12 protein-coding genes are annotated in these 12,593 nt (G+C 63.1%); 3 read left to right on the top strand and 9 right to left on the bottom strand.

Annotated elements, in window-relative coordinates; all coding sequences use genetic code 11:
- Window position 1 precedes the first annotated feature (1 nt).
- From ACYVF7_RS33300 to ACYVF7_RS33280, 5 genes are all read right to left on the bottom strand, one after another.
- Entirely contained in the window at window positions 2–1,378 is a 1,377-nt protein-coding gene (locus ACYVF7_RS33300) for a helix-turn-helix domain-containing protein (protein ID WP_460348517.1), read from the bottom strand.
- 313 nt (window positions 1,379–1,691) lie between these two features.
- Window positions 1,692–2,405 (bottom strand): hypothetical protein, encoded by a 714-nt coding sequence (locus ACYVF7_RS33295; RefSeq protein ID WP_460348515.1) that lies wholly within the window; start codon window positions 2,403–2,405, stop codon window positions 1,692–1,694.
- A 27-nt stretch (window positions 2,406–2,432) separates the two neighbouring features.
- Window positions 2,433–2,726 (bottom strand): hypothetical protein, encoded by a 294-nt coding sequence (locus tag ACYVF7_RS33290; RefSeq protein ID WP_460348513.1) that lies wholly within the window; start codon window positions 2,724–2,726, stop codon window positions 2,433–2,435.
- Window positions 2,727–2,847: 121 nt separating this feature from the next.
- On the bottom strand, window positions 2,848–4,260 hold the full coding sequence (locus ACYVF7_RS33285) for a helix-turn-helix domain-containing protein (RefSeq protein WP_460348511.1): 1,413 nt from the start codon (window positions 4,258–4,260) through the stop codon (window positions 2,848–2,850).
- Between the two features lie 245 nt (window positions 4,261–4,505).
- Window positions 4,506–4,814, bottom strand: coding sequence for an ATP-binding protein (locus tag ACYVF7_RS33280; RefSeq protein ID WP_460348509.1), 309 nt, complete (start codon window positions 4,812–4,814; stop codon window positions 4,506–4,508).
- Between the two features lie 580 nt (window positions 4,815–5,394).
- On the opposite strand from ACYVF7_RS33280, the gene ACYVF7_RS33275 reads away from it, so the two are divergent.
- The 3 genes from ACYVF7_RS33275 (at window position 5,395) to ACYVF7_RS33265 (ending at window position 7,906) form a co-directional block, all read left to right on the top strand.
- Window positions 5,395–6,609 (top strand): recombinase family protein, encoded by a 1,215-nt coding sequence (locus ACYVF7_RS33275; RefSeq protein ID WP_460348507.1) that lies wholly within the window; start codon window positions 5,395–5,397, stop codon window positions 6,607–6,609.
- Complete coding sequence (locus tag ACYVF7_RS33270) at window positions 6,606–7,028, top strand: hypothetical protein (RefSeq protein WP_460348504.1); 423 nt, start codon at window positions 6,606–6,608, stop codon at window positions 7,026–7,028. Before ACYVF7_RS33275 ends, ACYVF7_RS33270 begins: the two co-directional genes overlap by 4 nt.
- A gap of 224 nt (window positions 7,029–7,252) precedes the next feature.
- A complete protein-coding gene (locus ACYVF7_RS33265; RefSeq protein WP_460348502.1) occupies window positions 7,253–7,906 on the top strand; it encodes a hypothetical protein in 654 nt (217 codons plus the stop codon).
- A 134-nt stretch (window positions 7,907–8,040) separates the two neighbouring features.
- Here the strand turns inward: ACYVF7_RS33265 and ACYVF7_RS33260 are convergent, their stop codons facing one another.
- The 4 genes from ACYVF7_RS33260 to ACYVF7_RS33245 all read right to left on the bottom strand — a co-directional run bounded on the left by ACYVF7_RS33260 (window position 8,041) and on the right by ACYVF7_RS33245 (window position 12,050).
- Entirely contained in the window at window positions 8,041–8,364 is a 324-nt protein-coding gene (locus ACYVF7_RS33260; protein ID WP_460348500.1) for a hypothetical protein, read from the bottom strand.
- A 107-nt stretch (window positions 8,365–8,471) separates the two neighbouring features.
- Window positions 8,472–10,283, bottom strand: a complete 1,812-nt coding sequence (locus ACYVF7_RS33255) for a helix-turn-helix domain-containing protein (RefSeq protein ID WP_460348498.1) — start codon at window positions 10,281–10,283, stop codon at window positions 8,472–8,474.
- 117 nt (window positions 10,284–10,400) lie between these two features.
- The gene (locus tag ACYVF7_RS33250; RefSeq protein WP_460348496.1) at window positions 10,401–10,775 is read right to left on the bottom strand and encodes a peptidase inhibitor family I36 protein; all 375 of its coding nucleotides are present in this window, start codon (window positions 10,773–10,775) and stop codon (window positions 10,401–10,403) included.
- Window positions 10,776–10,994: 219 nt separating this feature from the next.
- Window positions 10,995–12,050 carry an ATP-binding protein gene (locus ACYVF7_RS33245; protein WP_460348494.1) on the bottom strand — a complete coding sequence of 352 codons (1,056 nt, stop codon included), beginning with the start codon at window positions 12,048–12,050 and terminating at the stop codon, window positions 10,995–10,997.
- Window positions 12,051–12,593 lie beyond the last annotated feature (543 nt).

Genomic DNA, 12,593 nt, shown 5'->3' with positions numbered 1-12,593 from the left:
TTTACAAACCTCGGCGTAGGTTCGCGTCTGGGCCGTCTGCTTCAGGCGGAGGGCGTCGATAGGCGTCCCCCTGTGGGGGAATTTTGTCAGCGGCGTTTCGTCGGCTCTTGGTTGCGCGGATAATGGCCAGCTCGGCGAGCTTTGTATCGCCGCCCGCTTCGGCGATCTCAGCGACCTTTTCCCATACTGACGCGGCCACGTCGTAGCGGCCGGCGCGGTCACAAAGACGACCCGCATCGATCAATGGCAATCGGGCCTCATAGTGCGGAGTTAGTGCGAACCCATAGACCAACAATGTCTGTATTCGCATGGCAGCTGATAGATCGGGGAGGTGCCCCAAAAGTACGTTGCAGCTACGAAGTGCGTCATCGATTTGCCCATTTCCTGCAAGCTGTCGGATATGACGAAGCGTTGTTTGCGCGGATTCGTCAGATATGGGATTAAGCTCCGCTATCCGGCCGCGAAGCGTGGCAATGGCATCGGTGGAGGCGCGGGGTTCGCCCGCGTTCGTGAGCAGGTCGATGCACGTCTGCAGGAGTCGCCCTGGCGGTTCGAGGTGGTTGAAGAAGGCGACCTCATAGGCATAGAGAACCCACAAGAGCGCCGAATCGGTCTGGCGCAGATCGGCTCCTAGGCGTGCGAGCACCCAGATGGCGGTCAGCTGCACCTCTGGTGGATGGCTCGGCGTGAGGCGGTTGGCGAGTTCCACGGCGAGGATGTTGGCGGCGCCGCGGTTACCGCAGGCTGTGTGGACAGACACGAGCTCGGAGGCGAGGACGATATACCCTCCCCGGTTCCAGTCTTCGGAGTCCGCCGCACCTGCGGTCATCGCCACGGTCGCGATCCGTTCAGCGGTATGCGGATCCCCGTTGAGGCGATGGCATCGCGCTAGGGCCGCCCGTGTCTCGGCCCAGACCATGGTGCCGGGCTCATCCTGGGTGTCGGCTTCGATTCGCCGGAGAGTCCCGATCGCCGCATCGAACTGACCCTGCCGTTCTTGCGCCTCGGCGAGCCCGAGCATCACGCGGCGACGCAAGTTCGCATCCAGCAGGACAGCGGGGTCGTGCGCCAACGGTGCGTAGCGTCGGGACGCTTCGTTGATGTCCGACTGATGAAGCGTCTGTCCGGCAAGCGCGACAGAAATACGCGCCCGTATCTGAACATCCCGAGGAACACCGTCACTGAGATACGCGATCGGGCAGCCAAGCCTTGTGGCGAAGGCCGCTAGCAAGTCCGTGGACGGGGTGCGTATCCCGGCCTCGAACTCGTACACGTCATCCGCAGAGCAGTTGTTTCCCGCGAGCCAGCTTCGGCTGATGTTGCTCATTGTCCGCAGAGCGGCGATGCGCCTGCCGATACGCTCATCATCTGTACTCATCGCACTCCCTGAGATTCAGGGGAAATTTAGGCGACGGGCATCAGGCCACCGTCAGCGATCAGTAAGGAAGGATCAACAGAGTCGAGGTGCCGCGCCGTACGCGAGTCTTCTTTCTGATCTATCGCGAAATAATTGATAAAGTGGGACTCAGCCTCGTCCGATGCGGTGGCCGTCGCGCCGGGGCCGGTACCACGGATACCGCCGCGGGAAAGATTTGCTGAAGCGCCGGCGCACCATGCGCGGGAGCCGGACCGACGCGGACGCCGGCGACCTACCGGACGTCGGGCGGGAATTATGGCATCGCGGCGCCGGTCTAAGGGCGACCGCGATACAGTGTCACCTGTACGTCATCCCTGTTTCGGTGTACATAGCAGACAAGTGACGGCTGGATTACGGATGTGTGCCGCTGTTGCGGAATTAGCGTTTGTCTCTCGGCTCGTAGTTGCGACGCGGACTTCCTCCAGGTCGCAGCCTTTGCGTATAGGTTCACGAGAGCCTCGCGATCAGCGGCTCTGGCCAATTGGAGCTCCGGTGCCGTCGAACCCTTCTCGAGTGCGGCCAGATATCTCGGGCCTTTGTTCTTTTCGATGCGCGCGGATAGCGATCGCGCGCGCGACTCGATGGCTTTTGCTTTAATGACACTGTCGCGTGCAGCCTTTTCCAGTCCTTGAATTGACTCGACGATATCCCGGCGGGGAGTCGCTCCAAGGCGTTCGGATGCTCGCACGTAGACTTCCAGATCCTCGCGAGGGCCGAGGGCGATGATATGGAAGACATTGAAGACCTCGCGATAAACAATGCGGTATCGCACCAGCTCGGGACGGTTATCGAAGCGCAGGCTTCGGGCCCCCCCTAGTCCCGGGCTTGATGGATTTTCTCCCAAGATCGTCCCTTTAAGTCTACGGGCGATCAGGCCTTCAATTCCGTATAGTGCTATTAGCTGCAGGCGTTTGGTCGGGAGTTCGCGTATGTCCTTCGCAACCTCTGTCGAATAAGCGACAGCGAAGACCGCATTGTCCTCGCCCATGGTTTCTCCTGATGAGTGTGGTCGCGATCAATCTTCCGATGTATTGCTCTTGAATTTTTCAATGCCGGCGGCGCTCGCGAGATCGGCTATGGTCCCGTATATGACACCGCCTGTAGCGACGCGATCAGCGATATCCCGTGCGGTCAGCGTGTCGTCCAATCGGTCGGCGACTGCGAGATAGAGCTCCAAGGGGAGCAGTACAGCCGCCGGTCGGCCCTCGACCTCAACCAGCGTGGGCTCCGCCAATGAGCCCGCGTGTAGACTCCGGATTGTTGAGTTCAACTCATCTTCCCGAGTGGCCTCGACGACATGTTCTTTCATCTTCGGTTCTCTTTTTCGGCTCGCAGGTAATTTGAAGGGCCATTGCATGTCTGCAGATTTCGCGTGAGACCCGCTTGCGTCATATGGAACGCTGGTCCTTGTTTGCTCGAATCTCTCCTGGCTACTCGTGGCCGCGACTGGTGTGACGATTCATGAGATCTGCTATATCGACTCCTGCGGTGAAGTGGTAGGCCGGCGCTTCGTACGGAACGGCGCTCGCGTTAACAGGACCGATCCCCGCACTGTTCAGGGCTCTTCTAAGAGCAGAAACGACATGCCCTCGTACTATTGAGGCGCTGCTGCGCTGATATACCGCCGCCAACGCCGTCCAGGCCAATGCAGCATCATCTCGATAACCGCATTTATCGAGCAGGGCGGCCGCATCTTTGATCAACTCTATTGCTTTTCCGAGTTCATCGATATCAGCGAAAGCCTTACCGTAGGCGACGAGTGCTTGGCCGCGGGCTGCGTCCGGAGCGTGGCTGATCCACTGCTCTATATACGCAACGTTTTCGTGGACGGCCTGTGTGTTGCCCAGGGCCACATGACAGCGAACGAGAAGGGCGATGGACGTGCCCTTGATGCTTGACGGCACGCTTTCGTTGGCCTCGAGGTCGAGGAGTCGGTTAAGCGCCCGCTCGATGGCGGACTCGTCGCCGACACTCAAGACGAGGCTTGCGTAGTCGTTGGCCAGTTGCACATCAGTGGCGAATCGTGCGGAGGCGGCAATGTTTACGGCTGTATCAGCGAACCTGACGGCGCTGCTGCCATCGCCTCGACGTGCAGCCGCTTGAGCGGCGTGCCAATACACGACATACTGCAGGCGAGGGGGGGATTCATCCTCGATGCGGCTGATGAGGTCGTTCGCCACGCGTTCGGCACCTGTGTGATTGGACTGAGCGGTGCGTGTGGCGATCAGTTCGGTGGCGATAACCACATAGGCGTTGTTCCGCGCACCGGGACGGGGTTTAGGCAAAGCTCTCAAGGCGTCCTGAACAATCACCTCGGCTCTATACGGATCGCCGTTGCGGCGATGGCAGCGTGCCAGTGCTGCATATGCCTCCGTCCAGACGGTTTCACCAACACGGGTTGCTGTCACCAACGGGCGTAGGCGTTCTACGGCTTGATCGAAGCGACCCATGTCCTCCAAGACTCGAGCGTGGACGATCGCCGCGTAGTCGTCGATGCTCGGTAGTTGCGCGATGGAAGGGATCGACAGAGCGGTGTTGATATGATCGAATGCGCGCTCTATCCATCCTTGATTCAATGCCTCCGACGCCTGCGTGATCGATCGTCTCAGGCGTTCGGCGATCTCGATGCTGACCCCTGCCTTCAGATAGATATCATCCGTCCCGAGAGCTTTGGCGATTTGTGTGAGTACTCCCGGCGTGGGATTTCGTCGGCCCAGTTCGATGAGGGCAATGTAGCTGTCGCTAACCGGATCTCGCAGACGTTTGGCGAGTTGGTATTGGGTCATCGAACGCCGGCGCCTCAATTCCTTTATGCGGGCTCCTACCGTCTCTTGTCTTGCCATGTGCCCTCCCTTCGGCTGGCGCAGAATATGCTGAGCGGGTCAGGGGGGCGTTAGCTGAGTGTTTGGGTTGGGCGCGGTAGCGCCCGGGATTTCCGCGAGTTCGCGAGACGACTGCGACGCAAAATGCACGACCGGTGGTGGTCGATCTTTGAAGCTAATGACGACAGATTTTCGCTTTGGGGCTCCGCTCAACGCCGTTTGTCAGTACAATGACGATTACCCAGCCCGGGGTTGTGTGGCGGGGATTAGCCGACCTCATCGACGATGAGCAGCGGGATCCGCCCGAGCTTGATCAGTTCGTCTTGGAGGCGGCCGGCGTGGTGGGCTTCGGCGAGGCGGTTGACCCATCCGGCGGCGGTGGCGAACGCCACCTGGTGGCTGGCCTGGCAAGCACGGATGCCCAGGCCGATGGACAGGTGGGTCTTGCCGGTGCCGGGCGGCCCGAGGAACACCACGTTCTCTTTGGCGGTGACGAAGTCCAGGGTGCCCAGGTGGGTGATGGCCTCGCGTTTGAGGGAGCGCTGGTGGTCGAAGTCGAACTCCTCGAACGTCACCAGGCCGATGCCAGCGACAAGGCCGGCACCCTGCTGAACCCCATCCGGGCGGGAGGTTCAGCGTTGGGCGGACCGCCCGCGGTACCCGGTCGCGATCACCACCGCAGGCGTCAACCCGGTCCGGCAGGAGACCGCGCTGACCGACACTGACCGGGAGATGTTCACCTCCCGAGCAATCCCGAATCCGACTCCTACGCGGTGTCGGGACGAGGACGGTGATGCGCGGGAACCCCGCGACGGCGAGGATGTCACTGCCGTCTTCGGCACCGGTGAGGAGGGACCGGGGGCTCCTGGTGGTTCAACGCGGCGACCGCGGTGGCGTTGGACACCGGACGCGAGCTTCGCACTGGCGGCGGCCGCACCTGCTCGTTCTAGCGGACCTGTTGCGGCGCGGTGCTCGCGCGTGGCAAGGTGACGGGCGTTCGGCTTGATCAGGCCCCGCGCGCACCGCGTGGGGTACACGTGGCGAATGCCTGCACTGTTGGCCCCGCGCTCGCGGGGATGCCCTCCCCACACATGTGGGGGTGAAGCCCTTTGACAAGGGCTCCTTTGAGCACCCCAGAGCGAAGGACAACCCCTGATGTTCGAAGCCCCCATCGATCTCAGCGATCTGCCTGGCTTCCAGCAAACTGCCCCGGCCGAGCGTCCGGGCCGCACCGCGTTTCTTGGCCGCTGCTCGACCAAGGACAACCAGGACCCCCGCGCGTCGATCGCCGGGCAGGTCGCCGAGGCATCCAGGTTGCTGGCACTGGGCGAGGAGTTTGCCGCCTACTTCTGGGACGTGGAGTCGGGGATGCTCGGGTTGGTCGAGCGGAGCCAAGGCAGCGACGAGGACTATGCCCGGCTCGGCGTGCCGGTCCCGCGCGACGGCGGGCTGCGCGAACTGCTGGAGGCGGTGGAGCGCGGCGCCGAGTTCGACCGTGTGGTGTGCGAGCGCATCAGCCGTGTCGCGCGCGACATGCTGCCCAGCCTCCAAGTCGAGCACCACCTCCAGACCCGGGGCGTGTTGCTGGAGTGCGCGAACGAACCGCGCGGCGGCGGGACGAGCAGCGGCCTCCTACAAGCGCGACGATCGGCACAGGTCAACGCGGAGATCTTCCGGTACGAACTGCTGGAGATGTCCATGCGCGGTCAGCGCCAGCACGCGGCCGACGGGTACCGGCACGGGCAGCCGTGCTACGGCTTCATCGCCGTGGTTGATCCGGATGCGCCACCGGCGGCAAACCGGTTCGGCGCCGGCCGTCCCAAACAACGGCTGGCGTTGCACCCCGATGAACGCCGCGTCGCCACCGTGCAGCTGGTGTTCGAGCTCCGCAACGAGCATGAACTCGGCGACAGCCGTATCGGGCAGACCCTCGCTGCCGATCTGGACCGGCACCCGCTGGCCGAGGGACAGGCGATGTGGTGCGGGCGGCAGGTGCGCAGAATGATCGACCAACCCAAATACACCGGCTACCAGGTGTTCGGCCGGCGGCGCCGCGCCGACCACGAGCGAGCCACCCCGATCTGCCAATGGGTGTGGTCACGTACCCAGGCGCATCCGGCGATCGTTCCGCTGGAGGAGTGGTACCAGGCGCAACAGGTGACCGCGCGGATGCACGAGCAGCGCCGGCCCGGTTGGGGGCGCGTGCACGCGGCCGCCGCCGAGCACGGGATCACGCTCACCCCGGTGCGTGAGTCCGGCGCGCACGTGCTGTACGACGCCGGCGGCCGTCAACTCGTGCTGCCACGCGGCGAGCTGCCCGCGGCGGTCGCCGATCAGGTCATCACGCTTCTGCAGGACGTCGTCCGGTGACCAGCCGCCGCGACCAGGCCGCGACCGACCAGGGCACCGGCAGCCGTACGACCGGCGACGTGGCTGTGACCCTGCCGGTCATCCGGCAGGACCGGATGTGGATTACCCGGCCCGGTGAGGACACCATCATCGTCTGTGGCCGGAGCCTGCGAGAACTACAGACCACCGCTCGCGACGCGCTCGCGCTGCTGCACGGAACCGACCAGCCCCCGGCCGTGCAGCTGAAACCGGAATCGGCGGAACTGGACCTGCTCGCCGAGCAGCGCCGCACCTACGATGAGGCCCTGCGGGCAGCAGTACGGCAACTACTCGCCAGCGGCGCCTCCTGGACGGACGTAGCGCAGGCATGCCAGGTCCGGATCACTGACGCCCAAGCCGCGGCCCACCACACCACCCCAGAGAACGACTGCGCACGGTGATGGCCCTTGGCAGAGTGCCCCAAGATCACCGACGTGGGCGAGGCGATCGCAGCCGCCCGGGGTGCCTGAGCCGAGCCACGCCGATGGCCTGCCGGAGCCCACGGGCTTCGATGCCCGGCAGCCAGCGTGGATCGGGATTCGCTGACTATCGCTGTGCGTACATCGCGGCCCTGATGGGCTGGGCCTGGCTCGCGCAGCGGACGGTATCGAATTATTGTTCGAGTATGGAGGTGCCTCAGGTTGTTCAAGGCGTGTCTCCGTTCGCGGACCTTGCGTTGGTCCCCGTGCTGCCGGGGCTCCGCGACCTGGTGCCCGGTGGTGGCCTCAGACCGGGTTCGGTGACGAGCGTGGTCGGCTCTGTCACCTTGGCTTTGGCGTTGACCGCCGGACTCGGCGACCGCTTGTGCGCGATCGTTGGGATTCCCGAGATCAATGTTCACGCCGCCGCGGCGATGGGCGGCGAAGCCGGCGGCCTGGATCCGGAGCGGGTTCTGCTCGTCGACGAACCCGGGTCGCGGTGGGCTGATGTGGTTGCCGCGCTTACGGACGCCTGTGCGCTGGTGTTGGTGCGACCGCCGGGGCCGCCGAGTCCCCAGACTGCACGGCGGCTGCCGACGCTGGCTCGGCGGAACGGGTGCGCGCTTGTGGTCAACGGACCATGGGAGTCCGCGCAGCTGCGACTGTGGGTCGAGCAGAACGAATGGTTCGGCCTCGGGGACGGGCACGGGCATCTGCGGGGCCGGCGCGCGCTGGTGGCAGCGTCCGGGCGGGGGTCGGCCGCGCGCGGGAGACGGCTCTGGTTGTGGTTGCCGGGCCGGGACGGCACCGTGACCGTCGCTGCTGAGCAGGCGACAGAGTCGAGGGCTGTTGCCGGATAACCAGGACGCCAGGAAACAGGGGAGACGGCGGCGTGAACTCGGATCCAGGGATGGCACCCGGCCCCTGGTCCTGGATCAGGAGACGCTGACATGGTTCGAGAGTCCTGGCGGGTCCGCCGACGCGTGCGGCCGTGTCAGCTCTGACGCTTCCTGAACATGGTGGTTTTATCTCCGATAGTGACCTGTAGCGTCTGGCGATCCTTGAGCTTGGCTGTCGCGATACCCTTCTTAACGCCGCAGTCGAAGTCCATTCGGTAGCCGTGGCTATCTCGCTTGGCCGTGCCGGCGCAAGAGGAGTAGTCGCCGGTGACCGACATTTTACCGTCTTTGAAGACGGTGAGTGTCTCGTCCTCGGAGGACCAGACCCCAATCAGCTGGCCCAGTCCGTTTCCGCCGCATCCGGCGAGAAGGGCAAAGATGGTGAGTGCGACGACGCTTTTGAGCGGTTTTACGGGCATAGGGACATCTTAGGTGAATCGGCGCTGGCTTGCAGGTCGTCGGGCAAGTGGAAAAATCTCGCAGTGGATACCGGGCGTGGTGTCGTGGAATAAGTCCGGATCGGCGGTCATCGTCGACGGAGCGTATTGCCCGCTCGGTTGTGATTCTCATTGACGGGGGTGAGGTACGTCGTCGGGGAGGGTGCCCGTCTCGGCGCTGTCTGAGGCTCGATCTTCTCACGTGTGCTGTGGTTCGGTGCACGTAGACCTTTCCGGTTCACAAGTGCTGATGCGGCTTTGAGGAAGTGCCCCGCAGCAATCGACTCTCCGTTGGCAAGATGAGCTTGGCCGAGCGCGGTAAATGCTCTAACGCGAAGAATTATCGATGCGCCATCGAGTTCGAGGATCAAGGACTCCTGGTATCGGAGTCCTTCTGCGGGGCGCCCAAGAGCGGTGTTGATCTCCGTAAGGAGGGTGAGCCGGCGGATCGTCGATTCTGGTGGGATGGCGTGGCCGAACAGCGATTCTGAGCCAAGAATGATCAAAGCGCTTTCTAGGGCATCCTTGTTGCCTGTGCGGCGTAGCGTGCCGGTGAATTCGAGCGTGAGATGGGCGGGGGATGCCGTCACATAGGCATTACCAATGACGTAGGCTTCGCTCGCGAAAGCAACAGCGCCAGTCACATCGCCGCACCGGAGAGCTATCTCCGCCAACCGTGAAAGGCCTGTCACACGTCTTTGGGGTGATCGCATCTGATCGAGATCATTCACCACCTGCCGGGCCATCCGCATGGCGGCGCTCGACTCGCCGCGCTCAGCACGGACCGAGATTGACTCGATGCGCAAAAGGGTGGCATCAATGGGTGGCGTATTGTGTCGGGCGGCGACCTTTTGCGCCGCCTGAACGACGAGCTCGGCCTTGCTGAGGTTCCCCAGTCGACGGTAGCAGCGCGCAAGCAACGCCTCAGTACCGGACCAGTGTTCGTCACGCGTAGAGATGCGGCGACGCAGGTTCAAAAGCCCTGAAATCGCAGCTTTGAACTCGCCGAATGCTTCGAGGCATTGCGCGATGGCGTAAGTAACATCGGCGTAAATGCGAGGAATCAGTTCTACGTTAGAGTCGGCGGTCACTATCTGGTAGTTCGCCAACGCCGCCTGGAACTCGCCGTGGGAGAAGGATCGATCCGCGCGCTCTTTCGTGATAGTGATTCTTGCTAGCTCTTTCCTGTCCGGGCCGTCGGATAGATGGCTTGGGTGGCATCCTAGAGCGTTCGCAAGCAGCCGGGCGGTATCCTTTCCTATTCCTCGTCTTCCCGTCTCCACTTGGGCGAGATATCCTTTACTCAAACCCGAAGCAGCCGCGAGATCTAGCTGTCTCATGCCCCGCCCCACGCGGAGGCTTCGCATCCGATCACCTGGCGTCACGATTGAATCTGCGGACCGTGCGGCCAGCTGCGTTCGAGGGAAAGTATGAAGAATACTCCTAAAGTACTCTCGTTCGTCGTAGCTGATTCCGAGTCGGTCCGCGATAATTTTGAAGCTTCTGTCATCGAATTCGGAAAGGCCGAGTTCCAATGAGGAGATGAACTTGCGATTGAAGTCGTTACCCGCCAGATCTTCTTGAGTCATACCTTTGACGAGTCGCGTTTGTCGAACCAGCCACCCCAGTGATGGCATCTGAGGAACAGTCGATTCTGGCATGACCCGGGCGGCGGCCCACACGGCACGGATCGTCATTCGCTCGATTGGCGAGAAACGGAGGATGTCTTGAATGGAATCTAGTGTTTTCTCGCTCGGATACCACCATCCTCTCTCTGCCTCGCGATATGTTGTTCGGGGCAAGTGTTCGGTGGAGCTTTGTATCGTATCCTTCCTTAGAATTATCCCTCGCTGTAGCCGGACACGCGTGATCAAAGAAGCAAGGACCTTCTGATCAGTCATCGTCCCTGACACCCTCTAATCGACGTTGGCAACTCCGTCGGGATTCCACGGCCATCTCGCGAAGTCAGACCATAGGTACGCCCGGCCGGCGAAGCCCACCGGCCGGGCGCGAGGTTCCTAGTAGACGGCGATCGCTCCGACTGGCCACGGCGTTCGAGCGGTGTGGTAACCGTTCCGGATCGCGAACGTGCTGCCGCTACAGCGGTGATACCGGAAGAAGTGCACGGTGTGCCCTGTGTGGTTTTCCGCGGAGCGGATGTTGGGGTGCAGGATCCAACACGTATGCCGCCCCGGAGGGAAGTCGTAGGAGAGGCCACGGAAGTTCGGGCGGGCCCATGCGCAGAAGTCGTCGCATCGGACGGTGGCGTGCACGCCCGAATTCGGAGCGATGACCGTGCGCTGTACGGGGATCGGGTCGGCGTGAGCAGTCGTGGTGCCGATGATGATGGCCGCTGTGATCGGCGCGGACGCGAGAACGATCCTCAGTCTCATTTAACCTCCGAAGGCTCGGCCTTCACAAAAGATGAGTGAAGGCGGTGTGCTTCGGTGCGAGAACGTAGAGGATCCGCATCAGCGGCGCGTTAGCGGAACGTCAGGAGCCGGTGCTCGCCGTGCGCGGGACTGAGAGGCGTACAGAAATATGGATGCTTCGCGGGCAGGCGTTTGTGCTTTGTGATGGATTCACAGAAGCCTGGGAGCATACGGTGGATGCTAAAACGGTGCCCAGCGCGCTCCTGTGCGCAGACATTCACCTTCGATCCAGATCCCGACGCAGTCTTGGTGGAGGCGGGTGATGATCCGTGCGCCGTATTGCTTCAGTGGGTCGGTTGCCTGCCGGCGGTTGGTGGACTCCGCTACGACGACCGTGCGGAGCCGGGAGTCGTCGCAGCGATGCTTGAGGATGGTCATGAGGTGTCTGGTCCACTCATCGGCGCGGTAGCCGCTCGCGGTCTCGGCACCGAGTTCGTCCAGGATCAGCAGTTCGCACTCGCGGACCGCGGAGAAGACGCGTGTGCGGCGCTGAGCGCGAACCTCGTCGTTGCGCTCATGTCCATCGGGTGACGCCAGCACCTGCATCAGCTCGGGCACGTACCAGGCTTCGACCCACATGCCCTCCTCGGCGGCGTGGTTGCTGATCGCATACGCGAGGTAGCTCTTTCCGTGACCGCTCGGACCCATGATCAATGCCATCGTGTGTGCGGACCGCAGCCAGAGCGATCCCTTGGCGGCCGGGTTCTGCTGCGGCAACAGGCGCTCGTAACAGGCTTCGGCGTAGTCCGGCGGCCGGCTTTCGACGTAGCGGCGCCGGCGATTCGCGACGCGTTCGGCCGCCTGCGCGGCTTGTGCCTCCTCATCGATCTGCTTCCAGAACGCCTGGCGTTCAACGGCAGACAGGTCCCCGAGCGCGCGGCGCTCTTGGTCGATCCGATCACGGAGGCGGGGACTGAGTCCCGCGATGAGCGCGTCGAGCCTGACTCCCTCCTCGATAGCGCCCGGTCGCTGCGGAGGTCCGGACGCTTCACGCTCGTCCTGCTGCCGTCCGGGTACGGCCGACCAGCGTTCAGGGCGATCGGCCATCCGGCGAAGATCGATTTCTACGAACCCCTTCAGCCGTTGCAGGCGTTCGGTGAGCTCGTTCATTCCGGCTGCCTGCGCTGCCTCGATCTGCGCGAGCAGATCGGCCCAGCCGGCAAATCCGGCCTGCGCGCACAGGCGATCGCGAAGATCCCGCTGTTCCGGTGAAAGGTCATCAGGGTCAGGAGTCATCCTCGAACACCTCAGCCAGTCGACCCGCCGCGCCGTGGTCTGTTTCTGCCGCGATCCCGGTTCCTCGCCGTCCAGTTCCTACACCGCGACGCGCAGCCGTCAGCTCCCGGTCAAGTGACTGCGCTGAGGGGATCTGCATGCTGTACCGCTCATACAGGCTGTGGACGGCCCGTTTGAGCTCATCGATGGAATACCCCGACTCAATGCGTTCGCGGATAAGCGCAGCGAACGCCAAAAATTGTCTGCTGCCGGGAGCAGTTGAGAGGGGTGTTCCCTTCCGGGTCAGGTAGCTCCACCAGTCGTCAGCGACTTGCCGGGCCAGAGCGTCCGCAGATCGCTGGCCCCGACCCCGCTCGGAGTGACCATCGGGCTCGCGCGGGTGCGCCGTCCGCGGCTGTTGACCGGAGTCGGTGCCGTGCGGGCTCGGCCTGCCGGGTCGAGATGAGACGGAGTCCGCGGCGGCAGTGTCGGGGCCTAGGGGTACCGAAGTTGTGTTTGACGGAAGGAAGGAACCGAAGGGGTCCGGCCTGCCGGACCCATTGA

This window comes from Actinoallomurus acanthiterrae, from assembly GCF_054775715.1.
Note: the sequence above shows the minus strand (reverse complement) of the source record. Positions and strands in the feature narration are given on the sequence as shown.

Bases quoted from the DNA above. Each gene is read 5' to 3' on its own strand.
- ACYVF7_RS33275 (WP_460348507.1), top strand. From the start codon at position 5,395: ATGTTCGAAGCCCCCATCGATCTCAGCGATCTGCCTGGCTTCCAGCAA.
- ACYVF7_RS33295 (WP_460348515.1), bottom strand. From the start codon at position 2,405: ATGGGCGAGGACAATGCGGTCTTCGCTGTCGCTTATTCGACAGAGGTT.
- ACYVF7_RS33250 (WP_460348496.1), bottom strand. From the start codon at position 10,775: ATGAGACTGAGGATCGTTCTCGCGTCCGCGCCGATCACAGCGGCCATC.
- ACYVF7_RS33300 (WP_460348517.1), bottom strand. From the start codon at position 1,378: ATGAGTACAGATGATGAGCGTATCGGCAGGCGCATCGCCGCTCTGCGG.
- ACYVF7_RS33285 (WP_460348511.1), bottom strand. From the start codon at position 4,260: ATGGCAAGACAAGAGACGGTAGGAGCCCGCATAAAGGAATTGAGGCGC.
- ACYVF7_RS33245 (WP_460348494.1), bottom strand. From the start codon at position 12,050: ATGACTCCTGACCCTGATGACCTTTCACCGGAACAGCGGGATCTTCGC.
- ACYVF7_RS33290 (WP_460348513.1), bottom strand. From the start codon at position 2,726: ATGAAAGAACATGTCGTCGAGGCCACTCGGGAAGATGAGTTGAACTCA.
- ACYVF7_RS33255 (WP_460348498.1), bottom strand. From the start codon at position 10,283: ATGACTGATCAGAAGGTCCTTGCTTCTTTGATCACGCGTGTCCGGCTA.
- ACYVF7_RS33260 (WP_460348500.1), bottom strand. From the start codon at position 8,364: ATGCCCGTAAAACCGCTCAAAAGCGTCGTCGCACTCACCATCTTTGCC.
- ACYVF7_RS33265 (WP_460348502.1), top strand. From the start codon at position 7,253: ATGGAGGTGCCTCAGGTTGTTCAAGGCGTGTCTCCGTTCGCGGACCTT.